The sequence below is a fragment of the Eggerthella sinensis genome (assembly GCF_003339815.1).
Taxonomy (GTDB): domain Bacteria; phylum Actinomycetota; class Coriobacteriia; order Coriobacteriales; family Eggerthellaceae; genus Eggerthella; species Eggerthella sinensis.
In genome coordinates, this window is record NZ_PPTT01000005.1 from 180,536 (window position 1) to 200,130 (window position 19,595).

Here is a 19,595-nt window from a genome sequence, read left to right on the forward strand (position 1 = left end):
TCAACCAAAGCATTATAGCAGCATTAGCTGAACGGCCCCCTCCGGTATGCGAGGCAGCCTCTTACGACCGCAAACGGTCTTTCAAGCGCTGCGCGAGCCACTTGATCGAAGCCTGCGCATCTTGGAATCCGCACTTCTGCTCTTGCACTTCGGCGGCTTCGATATTCGCGCAGGCGAGCAAGAACCGCTCGCGCGACCCCGTACGCAGCCCCTCGAGCAACGCGCGATAGCGAGGGTCGCGCACCTCGCGCGGATCAACCTCGGCCAAGTCGAACGCGGCCAGATCTTCGGCCGTAAGGCGCGCGTAGGCTGCGACGAACCCTTCGTGATCGCGATACGTCGGTAGGTTGTAATACACCGCATCGAGCAACCACGTCTGATACGCCGCACGCAGCTGCTCGTAGAGGCCCGCCTCCCGCAACCACGCCCCAAGCGCTTCGAACGCCTTGAGAAAATCGAGCGGATAGCGACCTTTGTCGGCCATCGCATTCGTGCCGGCGAATTCGCGATGCACCATGAGCGGTTGCGCGATCCGCACGATGCTGCCCGACGCCACCGCCGCGGGCAGCGAATACATCAAGTCCTCCGTCAGCCGCAGCTCCTGAAAGCGAATCCCCCGCTCCTCGAGCAGGGAGCGACGCACCACCTTGTTCCACGGTACGTTCTGCACCGTCTCGAAGAAAAGCTCGGGCGCCGTCTCCCACGTGAACGTTCCGGCCGGGTACGCGGGATAGACCTCCTCGTGACGCATTCCCCACTCGGCCGGAAATGCCCGACCAACCCGCTGGTTGAACGTGCGGAACGCCACGAGCGCCATGTCGGCGCCGGTCTCGTCAAGCGCACGCGCGCACTGCAACAGCATATCGCGCTCGAGATAGTCGTCGGCATCGAGGCAGTACACGTACGTGCCGCGCGCTCGATCGAGCCCCGCATTGCGCGCAACGCCCGGACCCGCGTTCGCCTGACGGATGAGCGACACGCGCGCGTCGCGCTGCGCGCGCTCCTCGACAAGGGCGCAGGTACCGTCGGTCGAGCCATCGTCCACGCAGATGAGCTCGAAATCGCTCAACGACTGCCCCAGCACGCTGTCGATGCACTGCGCGACGAATTCGTCCGCATTGTGCGTAGGGACGATGACCGACACGATAGGATTCGCTCGCTCGCGCTCCACAGCAGCCTCCTAGTAGGTTTCCGGATGGTCGGCCGCGAACCGGGCCGCACCGTTCGCGAGCAACGCCTCAAGCGCCGCCCTGCTGTCGGGATCGAACAGCGACACGTCAAGCTCCCCCGCCTCGCGCGCCGCCCGATACTCATCGACGATACGCGCCGCGAACGCTTCGTGAGCACTCGCATCGATGCGTTCATAGTTCCAGCGATACTTGCTCCACTTGTCGACGTAGAACCACGGAAGCAGCGCCCGGCACCGTTCGGGACGTGCGCGCAAAAATCGCTCGCATTCCTCAAGCTCGTCGCACACCACGAACACCTTATCCGTGGTTTTCACCGACGATCCTGGGTTGTCCATGCGGTAGTGCAGCAGCGGCTTGCGCACGAGCGCGCAGCGCGATGCCGCAAACCATGCCTTCATGACGAACGAGGTGTCTTGAAACGACGCGCCCGGCGTCTCGCGAAAGCGGATGCCCGCATCGTCGAGGAGCGCTTTGCGATAGAGTCCCGTCCAGATAGCCGGAATCGTGCAGATGATGCCCGGTTTGTCCACCGGGTCGAACAGCGTGTTGTACGGAAAGGCGGCGAAGTTGCGGATGCGGTCTTCATGATCGTCGTAATGCTCGTAGAAATTGCATTTCACCAGATCGCAATCGTGCCGTTGCGCCATGCGCAGCAGCCGCTTGAACATGCTGCGATCAGGAAAATCATCCGGTTCGACGATGCCGACGTACGTGCCGCGCGCCGTTTCGATACCGCGGTTCATCGAAGCGCCGTATCCCGAATTCGGCTTGTCCACGATCACGATCCGATCGTCTTTCGCCGCCCATTCCTGCAGGATCGCCAGCGAATCATCGGTCGAGCCGTCGTTGATGGCCACGATCTCCAAATCCCGCAACGTCTGCCCGCACAGCGCCTCAAGGCATTGCGGCAGGTAACGCTGCACGTTGTATATAGGAACCAGCACCGAAACGCTGGGATGTGCATTCTGCATGAACGGACCTGCCTTTTCCGTGACGGCTTGATCTGAAGTTCTCATTATACGCAAGACCGTGCTGAACGTCGCGCCCCACCCGTCACGCGAGCATATCATCTTACGCGAAACTCATGAAAACAAAGGGCGGAATTGCACCCCATGGTATCATGCTACTTTGCGATGATTGCACAACGGGAAGCGCGCAGGGGCGCGCGTCGCACAGGAGAGGCAGCGATCTGCATTATGAGCGTAGCTAAGACACAGTTCAAGAGGGATTGGTTCATCCTAACCTCCCTCGTCTCGAAGGATTTCAAGCTCAAATATCGCCGCAGCGTGCTCGGCGTGCTCTGGTCGGTGCTCAATCCGCTGCTCATGATGATCGTGCTCTCCGCTGTTTTCTCAGTCGTTTTCCGCGGGAGCGTCGACGGGCCATTCCCCGTGTACCTGATCCTCGGCATGACCCTGTTTACCTTCATGTCCGACGCCACGTCCGGAGCCATGGGATCGATCATCGATTCGGCACCCCTTATTAAGAAGATTCGAATCAACAAGATGCTGTTCCCTCTCGAAAAGGTGCTGTTCGCGCTCTTGAACTATGCAATCTCTTTGATCGCAGTAGCCCTCGTCATGCTGTTCTTCCAGGTGGCACCCACCATCAACCTTCTGCTTGTGCCGGTTCTGCTCGCTTACCTGTTCATGTTCAGCCTGGGCCTCGGGCTCCTGCTTTCATCGTTGTCCGTGTTCTTCCGCGACATCATGCACCTCTGGGGCGTCATCTTGACGGCCTGGACGTATGCGACGCCTCTGTTCTACTCCGTCGATATACTTCCGGATTGGATGGTAAGCGTCATGCAATTCAATCCGATGTACTACTACGTCACGTACTTCCGCGACGTCGCCATGTACGGCATCACTCCGAGCCTAATGCAAAACATCATATGCTTCGGATGCGGGGCAATCGCGCTCGTCATTGGCGCCCTTGTATTCCGCAAGCAGCAAAAGAAATTCATACTGTACGTTTAGAAACGAAGGTTCGTTATGCCCGAAACAGTCAACACTTCAGCACTGGCTGACGTTATCGAAGACCTCAGCAGCGACAACCGCCCGACCATGGTCAAGGTCGACCACGTGTCCATGGTCTTCAACATGGCATCCGAACAGCTTAACAGCCTAAAGGAATACGCCATCCAAATCGCTCGACGCAAGCTTTTCTTCGAGGGTTTCACCGCACTCGACGATATATCGTTCGAGGTGAAAAAGGGGGATGTGTTCGGCATCATCGGCACGAACGGGTCAGGCAAATCCACCATGCTCAAGATCATCGCCGGCGTTCTGGAACCATCGAAGGGTACCTGCGAGATCAACGGCAACATCGCACCGCTCATCGAGCTCGGCGCCGGCTTCGACGACGAGCTGTCCGCTCGAGAGAATATCTACCTGAACGGAGCACTCCTTGGCTATTCGAAGGAGTTCATCAACGAGCACTTCGATGAGATCGTGGAATTCGCCGAGATCGAAAAGTTCTTGGACATGCCACTGAAGAACTACTCTTCAGGCATGGTGGCCCGCATCGCCTTCGCCATCGCAACGGTGATCGTTCCCGAAATACTCGTGGTAGACGAAGTGCTGTCGGTCGGCGACTTCATGTTCCAGAAGAAATGCGAAGACCGTATCAGCGAACTCATCGAGAAACACGACGTGACCGTACTCATCGTATCTCATAGCAATGCCCAGATTGAGCGTCTGTGCAACAAGGTCATCTGGATCGAAAAGGGCCATACACGTATGATGGGCGACGCCTCATCCGTATGCCGCGTGTACGGCGGCCTCGGTGGCCGTACCGGCAGCCCGGAGGCCGAGCAGCGCGTGTTCGAGGCGCTGAAAAGCGGCGGCGAGCACGAGGACGGGGATTTTAGCGTTATCTCGGGAGACGACGCTAACAGCACGTCGGTTCAACTTGCCGCAAAAGGCTGGGGAGGCGGCTTCAACGCCGCCGTTCTGGTATGCGGCGCGACGCACATCAACGCCATTATCGGAAGCGGCTTGGCGGGCGCCATCGACGCGCCCGTCCTCTCGATCAAGCCCGACAGGCTTCCCGACACCGTCGCCTCCATCTTACGAGAGTCCAAGCCCTCCACCATTTACTTTGTCGACTGTGGAGAAAACGCAACCGAACCACTCGCGATGCTCAAGCGCCTGCCTTGGTCACCGACCGTCGTGCCGTTCGTCAACGACGGCAGTGTGCTCGACCTATCACTCGATTTGCATCGTTATGGAATCTCGCACGGCCTCTGGGGTAACGAGGCTGTTATCGTTGACTTCGACGACAACCCGGAGTCGCTCGCAACGGCACCCTTGATCTGCGCCAAGGGTTGCCCTGTCATCACCACGCGCGGCGAAGCTCCCCTCGATCGCCTTGCCACCGCCTTCTCTGAAGGAGGCCAAAGTCGCGCACTCATTGTCGGCGTCGCAGCCGACCACGCCCTCGACGAGCACCTCCGCCAACGCGGCATCGAAGTGGAACGTATCGCACGCGACACCTCGCAAGCCACCTGCACGGCTATTTGCGAGCGCACGCTCGAGCATATCCGGGCAACACGGGGCCGCGCGAACGAGCTGTGCATCGCATCGCTCTCGCTCTCGCAGTGGCCCGAACTGCTCGGCTGCGGCGCCTACGCGGCAAAGGTCGGCGGTGCGCTGCTCCTCGAGAACCCCACCGACCTCGACGATATCGCTCAGTGTCTCGACTTCGTGCACGACAACGCCGACAAAATCGACAAGCTGGTGTTCATCGGTAAAGAGAGCGGCGTCGCCCGCCTTGATCGCGAGTTGCTCGTCGAAGCATTCGACGATGCACACGCCAGCCCGTCGAAGATCTAGAAGGCGCGATTCATGGCCAACACCCCCCTCGCATCGATCATCGTCCCGATTTACAACGTAGGGCCGTATCTCCTCCAGTGCCTCGAAAGCATCCGGAGCCAAACCTTCACGAACTTCGAAGCCATCTGCATCGACGACGGTTCAACCGACGACTCAGGAGACATCCTGGACGCGATAGCCCAAGAAGACGAGCGCTTCGTCGTCGTTCATCGCGAAAACGCAGGATACGGAAGCGCTATGAACGAGGGGATCGCCCGAGCCCGTGGCTCTTACATCGGCATCGTCGAACCGGACGACTATCTCGAACCGTCAATGCTCGAGGTCCTGATCGATGCCGCGGAACGTCACAACGAACCCGACATCATCAAAGCGTCGTACTGGCGCATCTGCCAAGCGGGCACTCCCGAAGAACATTGCGAGCCCTCGTTTCACACCGGACGAATCGAACCCGTCGACCGCATTTTCACCATCGGCGAGCATGCCGACTTGCTGCTCTACCATCCCAGTATCTGGACCGCCCTGTATCGACGTGATTTTCTTTCATCAGAGGGCATTCGCTTCCTTGAATGCCCAGGTGCGGGTTGGGTAGACAATCCATTCCTCATGGAAACGATGTGCGCAGCGCGATCAATCGTGTACATCGATGAGCCTTTATACTGCTATCGAGAGTTCTCAGAGGAGCTCTCCGGCGGACTCAAAGACCCCCGGATCATTGCGGAACGATGGATCGATATGGACGAAGTGCTCAAGCGGCGAGGCGTCACCGCACCCGCAGTGCGCGAGGCCCATCTATGCCGAGGGTGCGCCTATCTCGAAATGCTCGAGCACGACTTCGATCCCCAAAATTCCGAAGTGCGTGCGCTCATCGATGCCATGCTCCAACGCATGGACAGCGGCGTCATCAAGCATTCGACGAACATGGAGCCTTCGTTCAAACGCGCATACATCCAAGCGCTCATGCCGCTCGACCGTCTGCGCTACCACTTCAAGCGATAGTACGCGCTTTCCGGATCGAAGTTGGGGTTGTGACTCGGATCGCCCTGCCCATAAAGGATCCCGAATCGCCGAGCAAGCAGATCTCGGTCTTGGACCGCATGCACTCCAACAGTCGAGGCGAGCAGACTGCCCGTTGCTGCCTGCGAGAATCGCACTGAAGCAAGATACACCGCGAGCATCCCCGCTTGGTGCATTGTCATGCACAGGCAGGCCGAAGCATAGGCGCTCGTCTCGAAGGATGCGTCGAACCCGCCCGCACGGCATGCGTCATCGACACGCAGCATCAGCAGAGCATGGTTAACCAGCAAGGCATCGTAAGGTCGCTGAGAGCGTCCAACGTAAGCATAATCGTTGGTCGGCAAGTAGCGACTCATGTACATAAGCTTGCCACTCGGCTGAATGCACAAACCAGCGTAATCGATCAGACCGTCGGCACGGAGCACCTGGGGCGATACGGCTGCAACCTCCGCCCTTTCCATGCACCCTGCAAGCATCCCGATGGCATCTTCGCTCACGCTGCCTATCGGTGATGAAACATAGAGAATCACCTGTCCTGAAGCCTCTTCCAGCGCTTTGTTTCGCTCGACAGGAGTATCAGATGCATAGCGCAGCACTTCATACGAGCCCGTTTCAGTCGAGGAAGCGTACGCGTTCAGAGCATCGAACAACGCGGGCGTTGCGACATCGCCCATCAAGGCGCACGTCACACGCGGCGCGGAAGCATCAGGCAGCAGGAAATTGCTCCGATACGTGCACACCACGCTTTCCTGGTTCACACGAGCCGATACCCCCCTGCGTTCAAAATGTCCTTCGAGCGCGCGCTGACCCGCCAACTGAGCGTAGGGCTTCGAATCGGGATTCGCATTGATTGAACCTTGATGGATGCGCCAATGGTACAAAACACGAGGAACACGGACGATCTTGCGCGCCACCTCACCCGCCTTGAGCGTGAGATCATAGTCCTGCGCTCCGTCCACATCCTTCGACGAACGGGTCGTCCGGTCCAATACGAATCGGCTCACGGTCAGCCAATGAATCACGTAGTTGTTTGAATACAAGAGATCGGGATTGAACGTCGGCTTGAAGAGAGGCCATCCGTACGTGCCGCGCTCGTTCAAGCTATCCTCATCGCAATAGAGCATATCGACCGGCTCTTCCGACCTCTCGATCGCCTCAACGTATTGCAGCAAGGCATCCGGCTCAAGAAGATCATCGTGATCAAGGAAACTCACGTACGCGCCATGAGAAGCGGCAATACCCACGTTGGTGTTGCCAGCAATTCCGTCGTTCGTTGGATGCTCAATCACCTGAATACGATCATCGTCGTACGAGGCCAGCACCTCTCGCATACCCTCATCATCGGGGCTCGCGTTGACCAACACCAATTCCCAATTCTCGTACCGTTGTGCACGAACCGAATCAATCATCTCGCGCAAGAACGCCGGAGGCGTCTTGTACGCCGGCGTCACAATGCTCATCAAAGGACCTTCGGCTCGACGGACTCCCGACCCCTCATCGCGACCAGCGAAGAGCCATCGTTCGTATGCGTCATCTGCCGCAGCATGGCGAATCTCAAGATAGTGCGCGTCAAGCAGTTCGTTTCGCCGCGACCATCCGACCGAGCACCGAGCAGCACCGCACCGCAGCGAGAAAAAACGAGTATTGAGGGGAAGCGTAACCTGGAATTCGCGCACATTCCAGTCATCGTCGCAGATGAGCATAGAATCGCATGCGGGGACGGCATTGCACGATAGTATGCGCGACAGCATCGCACCAACGCCGGCAAGCTGCGGTTCCTCTCCTAGGAACGCACCTCTTTTGAAGTACAGCACCGCCCACGTCAGGGCATCGGGTTCTGCCGCGCGCACGCATCGGAGCACGCGCAACGCTTCGCCACGACCCCGCTCAGCCGCCGTGAGAGGACGCGATACCAGATGCGCCGAGGCGGCATCCGAAAGACGGAACGCATCCACCGTTAGAGCCTCAACTCCGCGGCGAGCATCGCAAGCGACGGGTGCGCCTGGTCCTTCTCGCTCAGCACGAGTTCCATGCCCTCGGGGATGGGCCATGCGATCCCGATCTCGGGGTCGTTCCACATGAGGCCGCCCTCGTCGTTGGGATGGTACACGTCGTCGCACTTGTAGCAGAACTCCGCGACGTCGGACAGCACGAGAAAACCGTGGGCGAAGCCGCGCGGCACGAAGAACTGCCGCCGGTTCTCGGCGGACAGCACGACGCCCTCCCACTTTCCGTACGTGGCGCTGCCGGGGCGCAGGTCGACGGCTACATCGAACACTTCGCCCGACACGACGCGCACGAGCTTCGACTGCGGATGCTCGATCTGGAAGTGCAGCCCGCGCAAAACACCCCTCGTCGAGGAGGACTGGTTGTCCTGGACGAACTCCGCACCGATGCCGCCCGCGACGAAGTCGGGACGCTTGTAGGTCTCCACGAAGTAGCCGCGCTCGTCACCGTACGCCGTCACGTCGACGATCAGGACGTCCTCGATGGACGTCTCGGTGAACGTGAAGTTGCCGTGTTTGACGCTGTCTCCTGCCGCCATGACGCCTCCTTACTGGCCCTGTTTCGCGTACTTGGCCTCGGTGGCATCCTTGGCGCCCTGCCACCAGCCGGGATTGTCCCGGTACCACGCGATGGTGGCCTTGAGGCCCTCGTCGAAGTCCGTGTGCTTGGGCTCCCAGCCCAGCTCCGCGCGCAGCTTCGAGGAGTCGATGGCGTAACGGCGGTCGTGGCCGGGACGGTCGCGCACCCAGTCGAAGTCGTCGGCGTCCTTGCCCATGTTCTGCAGGATGGCGTGCAGCACGTCGATGTTGTTCTTCTCGCCGTCGGCGCCGATCAGGTACGTCTCGCCCATACGGCCCTTTTCCAGGATGGCCCACACGGCCGAGGAGTGGTCCTCGGTGTGTATCCAGTCGCGCACGTTCAGCCCGTCGCCGTAAAGCTTGGGGCGCACGCCCGTCAGCACGTTCGTGATCTGGCGCGGGATGAACTTCTCCACGTGCTGGCGCGGCCCGTAGTTGTTCGAGCAGTTCGAAATGGTGGCGCGCACGCCGTAGGTGCGGAACCAGGCGCGCACGAGCAGGTCGGACGACGCCTTGGACGAGCTGTACGGGCTGCTCGGGCAGTACGGCGTGTCCTCGGTGAAGCGCGCGGGATCGTCGAGCGCGAGGTCGCCGTAGACCTCGTCGGTCGAGATGTGGTGGAAGCGCACGTCGTGCTTGCGCGCGGCCTCGAGCAGGCAGAACGTGCCGTGCACGTTGGTGCGGATGAACGGCTCGGGGTCGGCGATGGAGTTGTCGTTGTGCGACTCGGCAGCGAAGTGCACGATAGCGTCCGTGCCGGGCACGAGCTCCTCGAGCAGCTCGGTATCGCAGATGTCGCCGTGGACGAACGTCATGCGCTCCTCCGGGATGCCGGCGAGGTTCTCGCGGTTGCCCGCATAGGTGAGCGCATCGAGCACCACCACGTGCACCTCGGGCCTATTGTCCACCACCCAGTGGACGAAGTTGCTACCGATAAAACCGGCGCCGCCGGTCACGATGATCCGCTTCGGTTCGAAGATCTCAGACATTCCTCTAGCCTTCCAGTTCGGGTAGGTTCTTCAGATACGCGGACAGCGCCTCGCGCCAGGGGCGCATCTCGTCGCCCACGGTGTCCTCGAGGTGCTTGTTGCGCAGCGACGAGTACGCCGGACGCTTCGCCGATGCAGGGTTCATGGCCGCGTACTCCTCGCTCGTGCAGCGCGCGACGGCGCAGTCGAGATGCGCGCCCTCCATGATCGCCTGGGCGAAGTCCGCCCAGGAGCAGGTCCCCCCGTTCGTGCAGTGGTACACGCCGTAGTGCTCGGTCGCGGCGATAGCCAGTATCTCGTGGGCCAGGTCGTTCGCCGACGTGGGGTTGCCCAGCTGGTCGCCCACCACGGTCACCTCGTCGCGCTCCACGCCCAGGCGCATCATCGTCTTGACGAAGTTCTTGCCCACGTAGCCGTACAGCCAGGCCGTGCGCACCACGAAGCAGCGGCTGCACGCCTCGAGCGAGCGCTCCTCCCCGGCGAGCTTCGTGCGCCCGTACGCGGAAACGGGCCCCGTCGGGTCGTCCTCCTCGCGCGGCTCGGGGTCGGTGCCGGGGAAGACGTAGTCGGTCGACACCTGCACGAACTTGGCGCCGGCGGACTCGGCGGCGCGCGCCAGGTTGCCCGGCGCTTCGGCGTTCACGCGGAAAGCCGCGTCCTCGGCCGTCTCGCAGCCGTCGACGTTCGTCATGGCGGCGCAGTTGACCACCAGGTCGAAGGAGCCCTCCGACACGAACGCCATCACGGCGTCGGCGTCGGTGATGTCAAGCGTTTCGACGTCGGTGGCCACGACCTCGGCGCCTTCGTACAGCGCGGGGATGGGCCCGATCTCGGATGCCCCGTCGCGCAGAAGGCGCTGCAGCTCGTTGCCGAGCTGGCCGTTGCCGCCGGTTATGAGGATCCTCATGCGTACGCCCCTTCCCTGTGAGGGACGATCTTGCCCTCGGCCACCTTGCGCAGGTGCTGGCCGTAGGGGGACTTGCCGTAGCGCTCGGCGCACTCGAGCAGCTTCTCGCGGTCGATCCAGCCGTTCTGGTAGGCGGTCTCCTCGAGCACCGACACGCTCAGCCCCTGGCTGCGCTCGACGGCGCGCACGAACTCGCTCGCCTCGTGCAGCGACTCCATGGTGCCCGTGTCGAGCCACGCGTAGCCCCGCCCGAGCGTGACCACGTTGAGGGAGCCCGCCTCGAGGTACAGGCGGTTGAGATCGGTGATCTCGAGCTCCCCGCGCGCCGACGGCTTCACCTGCTTGGCGAGCTCGCACACGCGGCTGTCGTAGAAGTACAGGCCCGTCACGGCGTAGTTGCTCTTAGGGTGGACAGGCTTCTCCTCGATGGAGATGGCGTTGAAGTCCTCGTCGAACTCCACCACGCCGAAGCGCTCGGGGTCGTCCACGTGGTAGCCGAACACGGTGGCCCCGCCGCGCTGCTCGGCGGTCTCCACCGCATGCAGCAGATGACGGCCCAGGCCGTTGCCGTAGAAGATGTTGTCGCCCAGCACGAGCGCGCACGAGTCGCCGTCGACGAACTCCTCGCCGATGATGAACGCCTGCGCGAGGCCGTCGGGCGAGGGCTGCTCGGCGTAGGACAGGCGCACGCCGTAGTCCGAACCGTCCTTGAGCAGGCGCTCGAAGTTCGGCAGGTCCTGCGGCGTCGAGATGACCAGGATGTCGCGGATGCCCGCCATCATGAGCACCGACAGCGGGTAATAGATCATCGGCTTGTCGTACACCGGAAGCAGCTGCTTCGACGTCACCGTAGTAAGCGGATACAGCCGCGTGCCACTACCACCTGCGAGAATTATGCCTTTCACTTGCACTTACCTTTCAACCGGTTTCAAATTGACAGTATACGACCTTGATCGCTAAACCCGAGCCTTTCCATCAATTCACCCGCTCACGGCTTCCAGCAACAATGACCAAAACGATCATATCGTATCATCAAATATGCTGTCCTATTCGTTTCCCGCCAGCTGTGAGCTTAAGGAATCAAAAGCCGCACTACAATTCAACTGACTTCTCTGAATTAAGCTTGAACGTGCAAGCTTCTCCAGGAACATGAGAGAAGTTGCAGTTGAAATACGGGTCCCCCTCTGCAAGCACGCACGCCCATCGATCAAGAAAAGATGCCTTTTCACGATAATACTCGGGCATTGCGTTTAGATCGGTCTCTCTTCCTCTACCTCTCGAAGCCCGATGATCGATAGAAACCTCGGGCGTATATACAACCAACGATCCGGACTGGCGCACCCTGAAGCAATAATCTATTTCACCATATTTACGTACGAAAATCGGATCAAAGCCTTGCAGCCTCTCGAACGTATCCCTTCTCGTCATCATACATACGCCACTTACTGCGCTTAAGTTTTGAGTACTCAAGGGACGATATGCGTACCCAGGAAACTCCTTGTACAAACCAGGGGAGGACGGGATCACTTCTCCGTCGACGAAAAACAGACCTGCCTGTTGAATAACGCCGTCGAAATCGCAAATCATCGGTCCAACAACCCCAACATCGTCACGCATACAATGACGAAGAAGGGTCTCGATCCATTCGGGGGAGCTGATCCGAACGTCGTCATGCATTATTACGAGGTATTCACCGGACGCACAGGCGACGCCGGCATTAATCGAAGATGAGTAATTGAATGCTCCCGCATAGGAGACGACAGAAATCTTACACCTTGAGGCCATCCCAGCGATTTCGCGCTTTACAATTCGTTCGCACTCCTCACTTACGGAAAGCACGATTTCAACCTGCGCGTACGTACTCAATTCGAAAATCGATTCGAGAGCCTCCAACAAGGCAAGTCCACCACGCGTAGGCATCACGAGAGAGACCAGAGGCTCGCCTACAAGCGGGTAATCGATCTTGTAGCGAAAATCTCTCCCGTGAGCGCACTCAACCTTAGCTTGGATGCCTAACCGATTGAGATGATTCTCGACTGCCCTGATACCAGCCTGCGTTGCATAAGGCTTGCTCGATGCGTTCCCCGCAGTCGAATTCTCGCTAATGCGCCAATGATACAGCACACGTGATACATGGTGTATCCGCCTGCCCTGTTCCGCAACCTGCAATACCAAGTTATGATCCTGAGCACCGTCGAGATCCTCACCTGCCGGTTCCAGGCGAGAATGAAGATCCTTTCTGACGGTGAGCATATGGCACACATAATTGTTGTCCCGCAGAAGATCAATGCTGAAATCCGGCTTGAACATGGGAGTGGCGTAGCGTCCATCGGGGAAAAGCTTATCTTCATCGCAGTACAACAGATCGATATCGTCGTATTGGTTAAGAGCTCGGACGTATTCGAACAAAATATCCGGCTCAAGAACATCGTCATGATCAAAGAAGCACAGGAAATCGCCTTTGCTTTCCTTAATGCCCACGTTGGTATTTTCCGTGATCCCTCTATTCCCTTCGAGCGTAATCAACTTGATACGCTCGTCGAGCTCGGCATACGAGCGAGACAGAGACGCAAGCCCTTCGTCCTCCGGCGAGGCATTGACCAACACGAGCTCCCACGAAGAATAGGTTTGCGCGATTACGGATTCCGCCATCTCCTCGAAAAAGGACAGAGGAGTTTTGTACAAAGGTACCACAATGCTGAAAAGGGGCTCGTACTCAAAGCGCGTCTCACATTGAAGAGCAGCCCGTTTCGCCGTAATCCTATGTCTTCTCATCCATGGGCCATATGCGGGGTCGTGCCAGGCGTCGCAAAATGCATTCCAGTACTGCTCTTTAAGGCCCTCCCCGACATGCGGCTCAAGAACCTCGAAACATGCAGATTCAGGGGTCTTTTTATTACCAGCGAGAAAGCAGTAATTACCACGAATGGGTTGAGAGGTTGGCAACTCGACCGAAAAGCGAACCTCTTTCAAAGGCGAGCCGTGTCCGTCGCTCATGCTAGCTGAAGCCGAAGACAGAAAATGCACGGTAACCGGAATTTCCGTGCCGCTCGCGTCGAATACCGATATGAAAGCATCGTTAGCGTTTTCGCATGAAACGAATAATGAGCCTCGGAAGAGCCACGAATTTTTCTTCGGCACACAACGATCCAAGGTCAGAATCGATTGCCGAGCAAGACCCTTCCAATCGAAGTTGCGAATTTTCGCACATAGCTCTTTGCGAAGCACTCCATTTGCCCGCGATGCCCAAGTCGAATGAAGAGGAATGATGGTTCTTTTTACGGAAGAAACGGTATTGCCCGCTGCATCAAGCTCCGAAAAAGTCACGAATTGACGGCGATTCATCGTAAACACCACGAGAACGCATTCGTGCCATCCTTCTCGCGGCATTATTCCTAAAGGCAGCAACTTGCACGGAAGACTATCTCCCTCAACATTAACGCTTGAAGCAAATAAGCGAGAGCCCTCCGACACGTGGGCCTGAATCCATACATAGGTTTTCCCTTCACCTCTGCATCTTCCTTTGATCCTAACCTGCATGTGCACCTCTCTTGAGTAACGCTTAACCTATACAAGCTTGGCGAAGCCGGTATTCTATGCTCAAACGAACACTTTCGAAGCCACCAAGAACCAACAACACAACACCATGGGAACACAGGACAATGATATACAAGCAAGATTGTATCTATCCGACCTGATTCTATTCTGCAATCTGAAGTTAAAGCATAAAGCTAGCAAAGGAAATATCAGAGGAAGCAAATAGCGGGGCTGACAACCCTTCACGGTGTCAAGCCCAACAGGGGTAAATGAAACGTATAGCGAAGAAGCGACGAGCCCAACCGTCAGGATAAACAATAGAGCCATCCAGGCAATGATTGGCGCCTTGCATAACAACCACGAATGCTCTCCAGCATCGGAAACCGCCACAAACAGCAAGAATATCACCGGGAACGTGCAGAGCCATGGGTACACCATTCCAAGATTTCCGAAGTAAGCGAACGAAAGCGTATATTCGCAAGACATTCCGATTGCCAAATACTGATTCACGAAGAAGTTAATCAGTATTCCCACGTAACGCAGAGGATCAGCCAAGATAAAGGCGACTTGCCCGGGTGCGCTCACATCAGATCCGCCACGCATATCACTTGAATCTCCAGCCCCAGAAGCAACAAAAGGAAGGAGAAACGTCGCAACAACAATGCAGCCGAGAAGCACAACCGACCCTATAAAGAGTCTCCTTTGCTTCGCAGATTCAAATTTGCTTTTCGGCAGCAAGAACAGCAATCCGATCAGAGGAAAGTAGATTGCCTTCGGGCCCAACGCTACGAAGAAAACCAAAAACACGGTAAGCCATGTTTTTGTCGATAGTTTCTTATCGGGCGTACAGATCTCACGCACCACAAGAGCGATAGCGACAAATAAGAATGAAATAAGCCAGGGATCATACGAGTAATATGAAGCCATGAAAAGGTTCGTGGGCAATAGCGCAACAGCGCAAAGTAGGATTTTCTTGACGGGAATAATGCGGATTGCCACAAAAGACACAATGCAATACGCAAGCAAATTCATCCATCGACCTAGTGTAAACGTTACATCGAAAGGCAAGTGCAACGCCCGACCGAGCCACAACCCAACAGCCGAAGGCACATACCCTACCGACGTATACGTAGCCATCGATGTCTCTGAAGGAGCGGTATTGAAACCGTCGGTGATATGGTAGGGAGCAGTCTCGTGAGCCCTGTTGATCAAACTGCGATAAGCATCAATGTTCGACTGGGACCAAGTATCCCCATCGGGCATCCAATCGTCGCCAACAGTGGGGCGAGGAAAGTCCTCATCCGCGATCAGGGGATTCAACAACGTTGCATCCGCATCAGAATATTCGGAATTGACGATATAGGATAAAGCAAGGCTTCTTTTAAAATGAATCTGATCGTCCCAAGAAACGTTCGTAACCGCCGGTGGGAACAAGGCAAGGTAGGAACCCAGTAGCAACGCCGCCACCAAGAACAACCACTCCGGACGAGCTCCAGCGCGTTGACGCAAGCACACAAAAAGAGCTATGCAAGCGATCACGGAAAACGAGAGCATAAACGTTGACGCAAACGACAGGCTTTTGAACTGCTCCAGTGCAAGAGCAAGAGCACCTGACAAGACTGCGGAGATCACCAGCGCGATACCAGCACGCACCAGAAAGCGATGATCGAGGCGATTCCAGAGCGAGCGGAGAGCTTCAAAAGGTTTTTGGCGCGAACATACGGTGACGAACAAAAGAGATGCGTACGAAAGCACGAAGAAGAACCCTATGCGGAGCACATTCCAATCCGCTATCGACAAGGGAGTCATGGTGACAGCGCCAAAAAGCGTAATCCCCTCAAGAACGATGGAGCACATCAGCGATACGCCGAGCAACTTGCTAAGCAGAAGAACGCCCGTCATCCCGAACGGAGTCTCCCGAGGAGTCGCGATAAATGTGCACCACGTTAAGCACTCCAGAACGAGAACGAACGCTCCGCACAGCAGGTACACGAACAAGGCTTCAAGACTGTGGGATCGAGAAAACAATACGCAACCCAGTATAAGGGCGAGCGCGCTCGCCAGAAGCACACCCGCGAATACGAAATCTGCTCTTCGGTTGCGAAACGGGAATGCAGCATCTTCCGCAAAGCACTTCATGTATCAATCCTATCTTCAAACACGCCGAAACTCCAACTACGAAGAACGACAATACCACACCGAGGAGGAGCGTTCGACAACGGATCGTTCCCGGATGTATATGTTACGAAATACCGAGGCGCGGCAAACGAAAAGATGCGACAAGCGCGAAAACTCGCACATATCGCATCTTTTAATTACATTACACCAAGTCAGACGAGCGGGCAAAGTGAAATGCCTAGGCAGTTTTAAGCCTATTGATCAGGGAAACTATGCTCATACCGTAATTCGTCCCCGGCACAGCCCATTTCCCGCCCAAATCCTCAACGGTTAGCGCTGAGCCTCGTGCAACCAACGAGAAGCGAGGATCGACGCATGCACTGTTGAGAGGCTGCGTTGATCCGTATGCTTTCAGATGTTGCGCCTGAGCACGCAAACCAATTCTCACGCTTGAAAAGGTCGCACCTGCAGCCGTACTGCTCACCGCGCCAAGTCCTCCGAAATTACACTGCTGCGCCTTCACGCTTCCGCCGAAACGGAGCCACCCCGTCTCGTGCATCGCTTGCGCAAACAGCACCTCCGCTTTCACGCCCTCTCGCTCAGCCTCCTCGTACACGATCGTGCAGAAATCGTCGAGCGTTGCCGCCCCCTTTTCACTATACACATTTGAGGGATAGGCATCGCCAACGGTCGCACGGTAGAATCGGGCCATTTGCGCAGCCGTCGTCCCCGATGCACCCATAATGGCATAACCCGACACCTCCACCTTTGCCTCGGGCGTGGACGCCTCGAAGCCGTCAGGGCCCTTCACGTCGACCCAGAGGTAGTAGGTGCCCGCCTTGGTGGGCGTGAAGCTCCCCGAGGCCGAGGAGGTGTACTTGCCGGTGCCCTTCGACGTCGAGCCCCAGTCCGACCAGCCCGTGCCGTAGCGCCAGACGTAGTTGTACGTCAGCCCCGATGCGGAGCCGGAGACCTTCGCCGAGTAGGAGACCTTCGAGCCCGCCGCGGCCGTGGCGGGCGCGCTGATGCCGGAGACCGACCAGGTGCGCGACACCTCCACCTTTGCCTCGGGCGTGGACGCCTCGAAGCCGTCAGGGCCCTTCACGTCGACCCAGAGGTAGTAGGTGCCCGCCTTGGTGGGCGTGAAGCTCCCCGAGGCCGAGGAGGTGTACTTGCCGGTGCCCTTCGACGTCGAGCCCCAGTCCGACCAGCCCGTGCCGTAGCGCCAGACGTAGTTGTACGTCAGCCCCGATGCGGAGCCGGAGACCTTCGCCGAGTAGGAGACCTTCGAGCCCGCCGCGGCCGTGGCGGGCGCGCTGATGCCGGAGACCGACCAGGAACTAACAATTACTTTCTTTTCCTGCGTCGTCAGCGATACGCCGTTTGAGTTTTTTACATCTACCCAAACATAATATACGCCCTTCTTTTTTGCAGTAAAGCTACTCGCCGTGGACGAGGTGTACCCACCTGTGCTTTTTACCGTCGAACCCCAGTCCGACCAGTCCGTGCCGTAGCGCCAGACGTAGTTGTACGTCAGCCCCGATGCGGAGCCGGAGACTTCAGCAGAAAACGTAATCTCAGTTCCTACCGTACATTGTTCTGCGGAAACATTTGTATTGCCAACGGCAAACGTAAATTTATTCGCGATGCCAACCGCGTCAGCCTGGCCGAGTCTCGTAAGAAACGAATCGCTTGCAAGCTTCCCCGCGTCGTTTGCGTTGTCAATAAAGGCATGTTCGATGATGATGCCTGGTATACCCGCTTCACGACTTTGCTCGATAACAGTGTAGTAATCCTGAATACTTCCATCTGGATAGTAATAGGGGCCCTCACCATCGACACGCTCCGAGTCGCGCGTTTTCCAACCTCGATCTTTTAAACCCAGCGCTTCAAGCTGATCCAAAATCGAGCTAGCCACTTCTTTCGACACCTCATGGGTTTGATCCTTGAGATAGCTCGAATCATTAGGAATCCAAACCTCGGATCCCGTTCCACCACCGGAATTGATATGGATGCTGATGAACGCGCTCGCCCCGGCAGACACCGCCCGATCGACACGCTCAGAAAGACCGGGATTCTCGTTCTCCGAACGAGTTAATACCACTTCATAGCGTCCATAACTCTCAAGCTTGCTTTTGCATGCTTGCGCAATTTTCCAGTTGAGATCCTTTTCCTTGAGGCCATACCCCACGGCGCCGGGATCAGATCCACCATGGCCAGGATCGAGGGCGATCACGATTTTAGATGCAGAAGAGGCTACTCGAGACTCCCCGTTATCAAGCGAAAACGCAGTTGCCGCTATCCCCGCTGCGGTATCTTCACCCGTTGCTTCAGCGAGAGCTTCTTCGACCGTGTTCTCCTGCGTGATTCTTCCATCCTCACCGAGAGCATAGGCGTTGATGTCGCCTAAAGATTCATCGCGACCTAACGACTCCGCTGAAGAAACGCTAAATGCATACGCCGCATCCTGATCTTGAACAAGCTCCACCCTGAACGCATTCAGGCCGTCAGATGCCTCAATGGTATAGTCAAAACCACAAAGCTCAAACGTTCCAGTCTCCGATTCCGAGAATTCTTTTGAAAATAGCACCGTATTGTCAACGATGTTAGAAGCATCCATCGTAATGACGTCAGACGATCCAGCCGGTCGATACGACAGCTTTGCCTCCACAATCTTGCTTGCCGCGTCTTTCAACGCGACAACGATGTTCTGAGTATCCCCCACAGTAAGGTCACGCTGATCGATAAATATGTACGAGATCGAATCGAACGCATCTTTCTCAGGGTCTTCGGCAGAATCGTCCTCTTCGCTCGACAACTCGAGACCATCATGCAGGATTGATTCGGATTTAGTCGAATCAGATTCTTCATGTATCCCCTGATCCAAAGTTCCGGGAGAAGAATCTTCAGGGGATTCCCCGTCGACGCTCTGCCCTTGATCGATCTCGGGGAGATCGGCCTCTGAGTCCGCACCAGTCTCGTCACCATTCACATAACCCTGCTCAGGCTGAGTATTCGCATCTGACACAGACTGGCTGCCCTGATCTACGCCGAACGCCCCTGCGGGCAGTAACGCGATCGACAATATGGTGGCCAGCGCGGTAGAGAGCAGCTTCTTGCCTATACTCATAATCCATCCTTAGCAGTTTTTTCGATTCGTTGCCAAACAGCAATGAGCGTATTTTACCATTGGATTCCCGTTTGAAGGCAGTCGGATGCCGAATCATCGCCCCTCTCCGGCATCCGAAGAGCCCCCGAAACGCGGAAAGGGCCCCGGATCGCTCGGATCCGGGGCCCCCTCGGCGCTGAAACGCCCTCCGCGAGCGCGACGTCCTGTCCTCCCACGGGCTGGACCCGCAGTACTTTCGGCGATGGCAGGCTTAACTGCCGGGTTCGGAATGGGACCGGGTGATCCCTGCCTC

At 57.4% G+C, this 19,595-nt stretch carries 13 protein-coding genes and 1 rRNA gene; 3 read left to right on the forward strand and 11 right to left on the reverse strand.

The features are described 5' to 3' along the window. Nucleotides 1-61: 61 nt before the first annotated feature. Nucleotides 62-1,171 carry a glycosyltransferase family 2 protein gene (locus C1876_RS04500; protein WP_114545519.1) on the reverse strand — a complete coding sequence of 370 codons (1,110 nt, stop codon included), beginning with the start codon at nucleotides 1,169-1,171 and terminating at the stop codon, nucleotides 62-64. Nucleotides 1,172-1,180: 9 nt separating this feature from the next. After that, nucleotides 1,181-2,161: a glycosyltransferase gene (locus C1876_RS04505; RefSeq protein WP_114545520.1), complete on the reverse strand. Its 981-nt coding sequence runs from the start codon at nucleotides 2,159-2,161 to the stop codon at nucleotides 1,181-1,183. Between the two features lie 141 nt (nucleotides 2,162-2,302). Between C1876_RS04505 and C1876_RS04510 the strand changes: the two genes are divergently transcribed. From C1876_RS04510 to C1876_RS04520, 3 genes are read left to right on the forward strand one after another with little or no spacing between them, the layout of a single operon-like run. Next, nucleotides 2,303-3,166, forward strand: a complete 864-nt coding sequence (locus tag C1876_RS04510) for an ABC transporter permease (protein WP_244910035.1) — start codon at nucleotides 2,303-2,305, stop codon at nucleotides 3,164-3,166. A 15-nt stretch (nucleotides 3,167-3,181) separates the two neighbouring features. Continuing rightward, complete coding sequence (locus C1876_RS04515; protein ID WP_114545522.1) at nucleotides 3,182-5,023, forward strand: ABC transporter ATP-binding protein; 1,842 nt, start codon at nucleotides 3,182-3,184, stop codon at nucleotides 5,021-5,023. 12 nt (nucleotides 5,024-5,035) lie between these two features. Further along, the gene (locus C1876_RS04520; RefSeq protein WP_114545523.1) at nucleotides 5,036-6,019 is read left to right on the forward strand and encodes a glycosyltransferase; all 984 of its coding nucleotides are present in this window, start codon (nucleotides 5,036-5,038) and stop codon (nucleotides 6,017-6,019) included. Here C1876_RS04520 and C1876_RS04525 read toward each other — a convergent pair. From C1876_RS04525 to rrf, 9 genes are all read right to left on the reverse strand, one after another. Next, on the reverse strand, nucleotides 6,001-7,992 hold the full coding sequence (locus C1876_RS04525; RefSeq protein ID WP_158544611.1) for a glycosyltransferase family 2 protein: 1,992 nt from the start codon (nucleotides 7,990-7,992) through the stop codon (nucleotides 6,001-6,003). The genes C1876_RS04520 and C1876_RS04525 overlap by 19 nt on opposite strands. 2 nt (nucleotides 7,993-7,994) lie before the next feature. After that, nucleotides 7,995-8,582 carry a dTDP-4-dehydrorhamnose 3,5-epimerase gene (gene rfbC / locus C1876_RS04530; protein WP_114545525.1) on the reverse strand — a complete coding sequence of 196 codons (588 nt, stop codon included), beginning with the start codon at nucleotides 8,580-8,582 and terminating at the stop codon, nucleotides 7,995-7,997. 9 nt (nucleotides 8,583-8,591) lie between these two features. Next, nucleotides 8,592-9,611, reverse strand: a complete 1,020-nt coding sequence (rfbB, locus tag C1876_RS04535; protein ID WP_114545526.1) for a dTDP-glucose 4,6-dehydratase — start codon at nucleotides 9,609-9,611, stop codon at nucleotides 8,592-8,594. A 4-nt stretch (nucleotides 9,612-9,615) separates the two neighbouring features. After that, on the reverse strand, nucleotides 9,616-10,518 hold the full coding sequence (gene rfbD, locus C1876_RS04540; protein WP_114545527.1) for a dTDP-4-dehydrorhamnose reductase: 903 nt from the start codon (nucleotides 10,516-10,518) through the stop codon (nucleotides 9,616-9,618). Then, a complete protein-coding gene (gene rfbA, locus C1876_RS04545; protein WP_114545528.1) occupies nucleotides 10,515-11,423 on the reverse strand; it encodes a glucose-1-phosphate thymidylyltransferase RfbA in 909 nt (302 codons plus the stop codon). The genes rfbD and rfbA overlap by 4 nt, the downstream gene beginning before the upstream one ends. Nucleotides 11,424-11,610: 187 nt before the next feature. Then, nucleotides 11,611-13,875 (reverse strand): glycosyltransferase, encoded by a 2,265-nt coding sequence (locus C1876_RS04550; protein ID WP_158544613.1) that lies wholly within the window; start codon nucleotides 13,873-13,875, stop codon nucleotides 11,611-11,613. 243 nt (nucleotides 13,876-14,118) lie between these two features. Further along, nucleotides 14,119-16,194 carry a DUF2142 domain-containing protein gene (locus tag C1876_RS04555; RefSeq protein ID WP_114545530.1) on the reverse strand — a complete coding sequence of 692 codons (2,076 nt, stop codon included), beginning with the start codon at nucleotides 16,192-16,194 and terminating at the stop codon, nucleotides 14,119-14,121. A 217-nt stretch (nucleotides 16,195-16,411) separates the two neighbouring features. Next, entirely contained in the window at nucleotides 16,412-19,303 is a 2,892-nt protein-coding gene (locus C1876_RS04560; RefSeq protein ID WP_114545531.1) for an N-acetylmuramoyl-L-alanine amidase, read from the reverse strand. Nucleotides 19,304-19,493: 190 nt separating this feature from the next. Further along, nucleotides 19,494-19,595 (reverse strand): 5S ribosomal RNA (gene rrf / locus C1876_RS04565); the annotation flags it as partial.

What these genes read in the sequence shown, in the direction of transcription:
- C1876_RS04520 (WP_114545523.1), top strand. Translation starts at nt 5,036, where the DNA reads ATGGCCAACACCCCCCTCGCATCGATCATCGTCCCGATTTACAACGTA.
- C1876_RS04515 (WP_114545522.1), top strand. Translation starts at nt 3,182, where the DNA reads ATGCCCGAAACAGTCAACACTTCAGCACTGGCTGACGTTATCGAAGAC.
- C1876_RS04510 (WP_244910035.1), top strand. Translation starts at nt 2,303, where the DNA reads ATGGTATCATGCTACTTTGCGATGATTGCACAACGGGAAGCGCGCAGG.
- C1876_RS04560 (WP_114545531.1), bottom strand. Translation starts at nt 19,303, where the DNA reads ATGAGTATAGGCAAGAAGCTGCTCTCTACCGCGCTGGCCACCATATTG.
- C1876_RS04505 (WP_114545520.1), bottom strand. Translation starts at nt 2,161, where the DNA reads ATGCAGAATGCACATCCCAGCGTTTCGGTGCTGGTTCCTATATACAAC.
- rfbB (WP_114545526.1), bottom strand. Translation starts at nt 9,611, where the DNA reads ATGTCTGAGATCTTCGAACCGAAGCGGATCATCGTGACCGGCGGCGCC.
- rfbD (WP_114545527.1), bottom strand. Translation starts at nt 10,518, where the DNA reads ATGAGGATCCTCATAACCGGCGGCAACGGCCAGCTCGGCAACGAGCTG.
- C1876_RS04555 (WP_114545530.1), bottom strand. Translation starts at nt 16,194, where the DNA reads ATGAAGTGCTTTGCGGAAGATGCTGCATTCCCGTTTCGCAACCGAAGA.
- rfbC (WP_114545525.1), bottom strand. Translation starts at nt 8,582, where the DNA reads ATGGCGGCAGGAGACAGCGTCAAACACGGCAACTTCACGTTCACCGAG.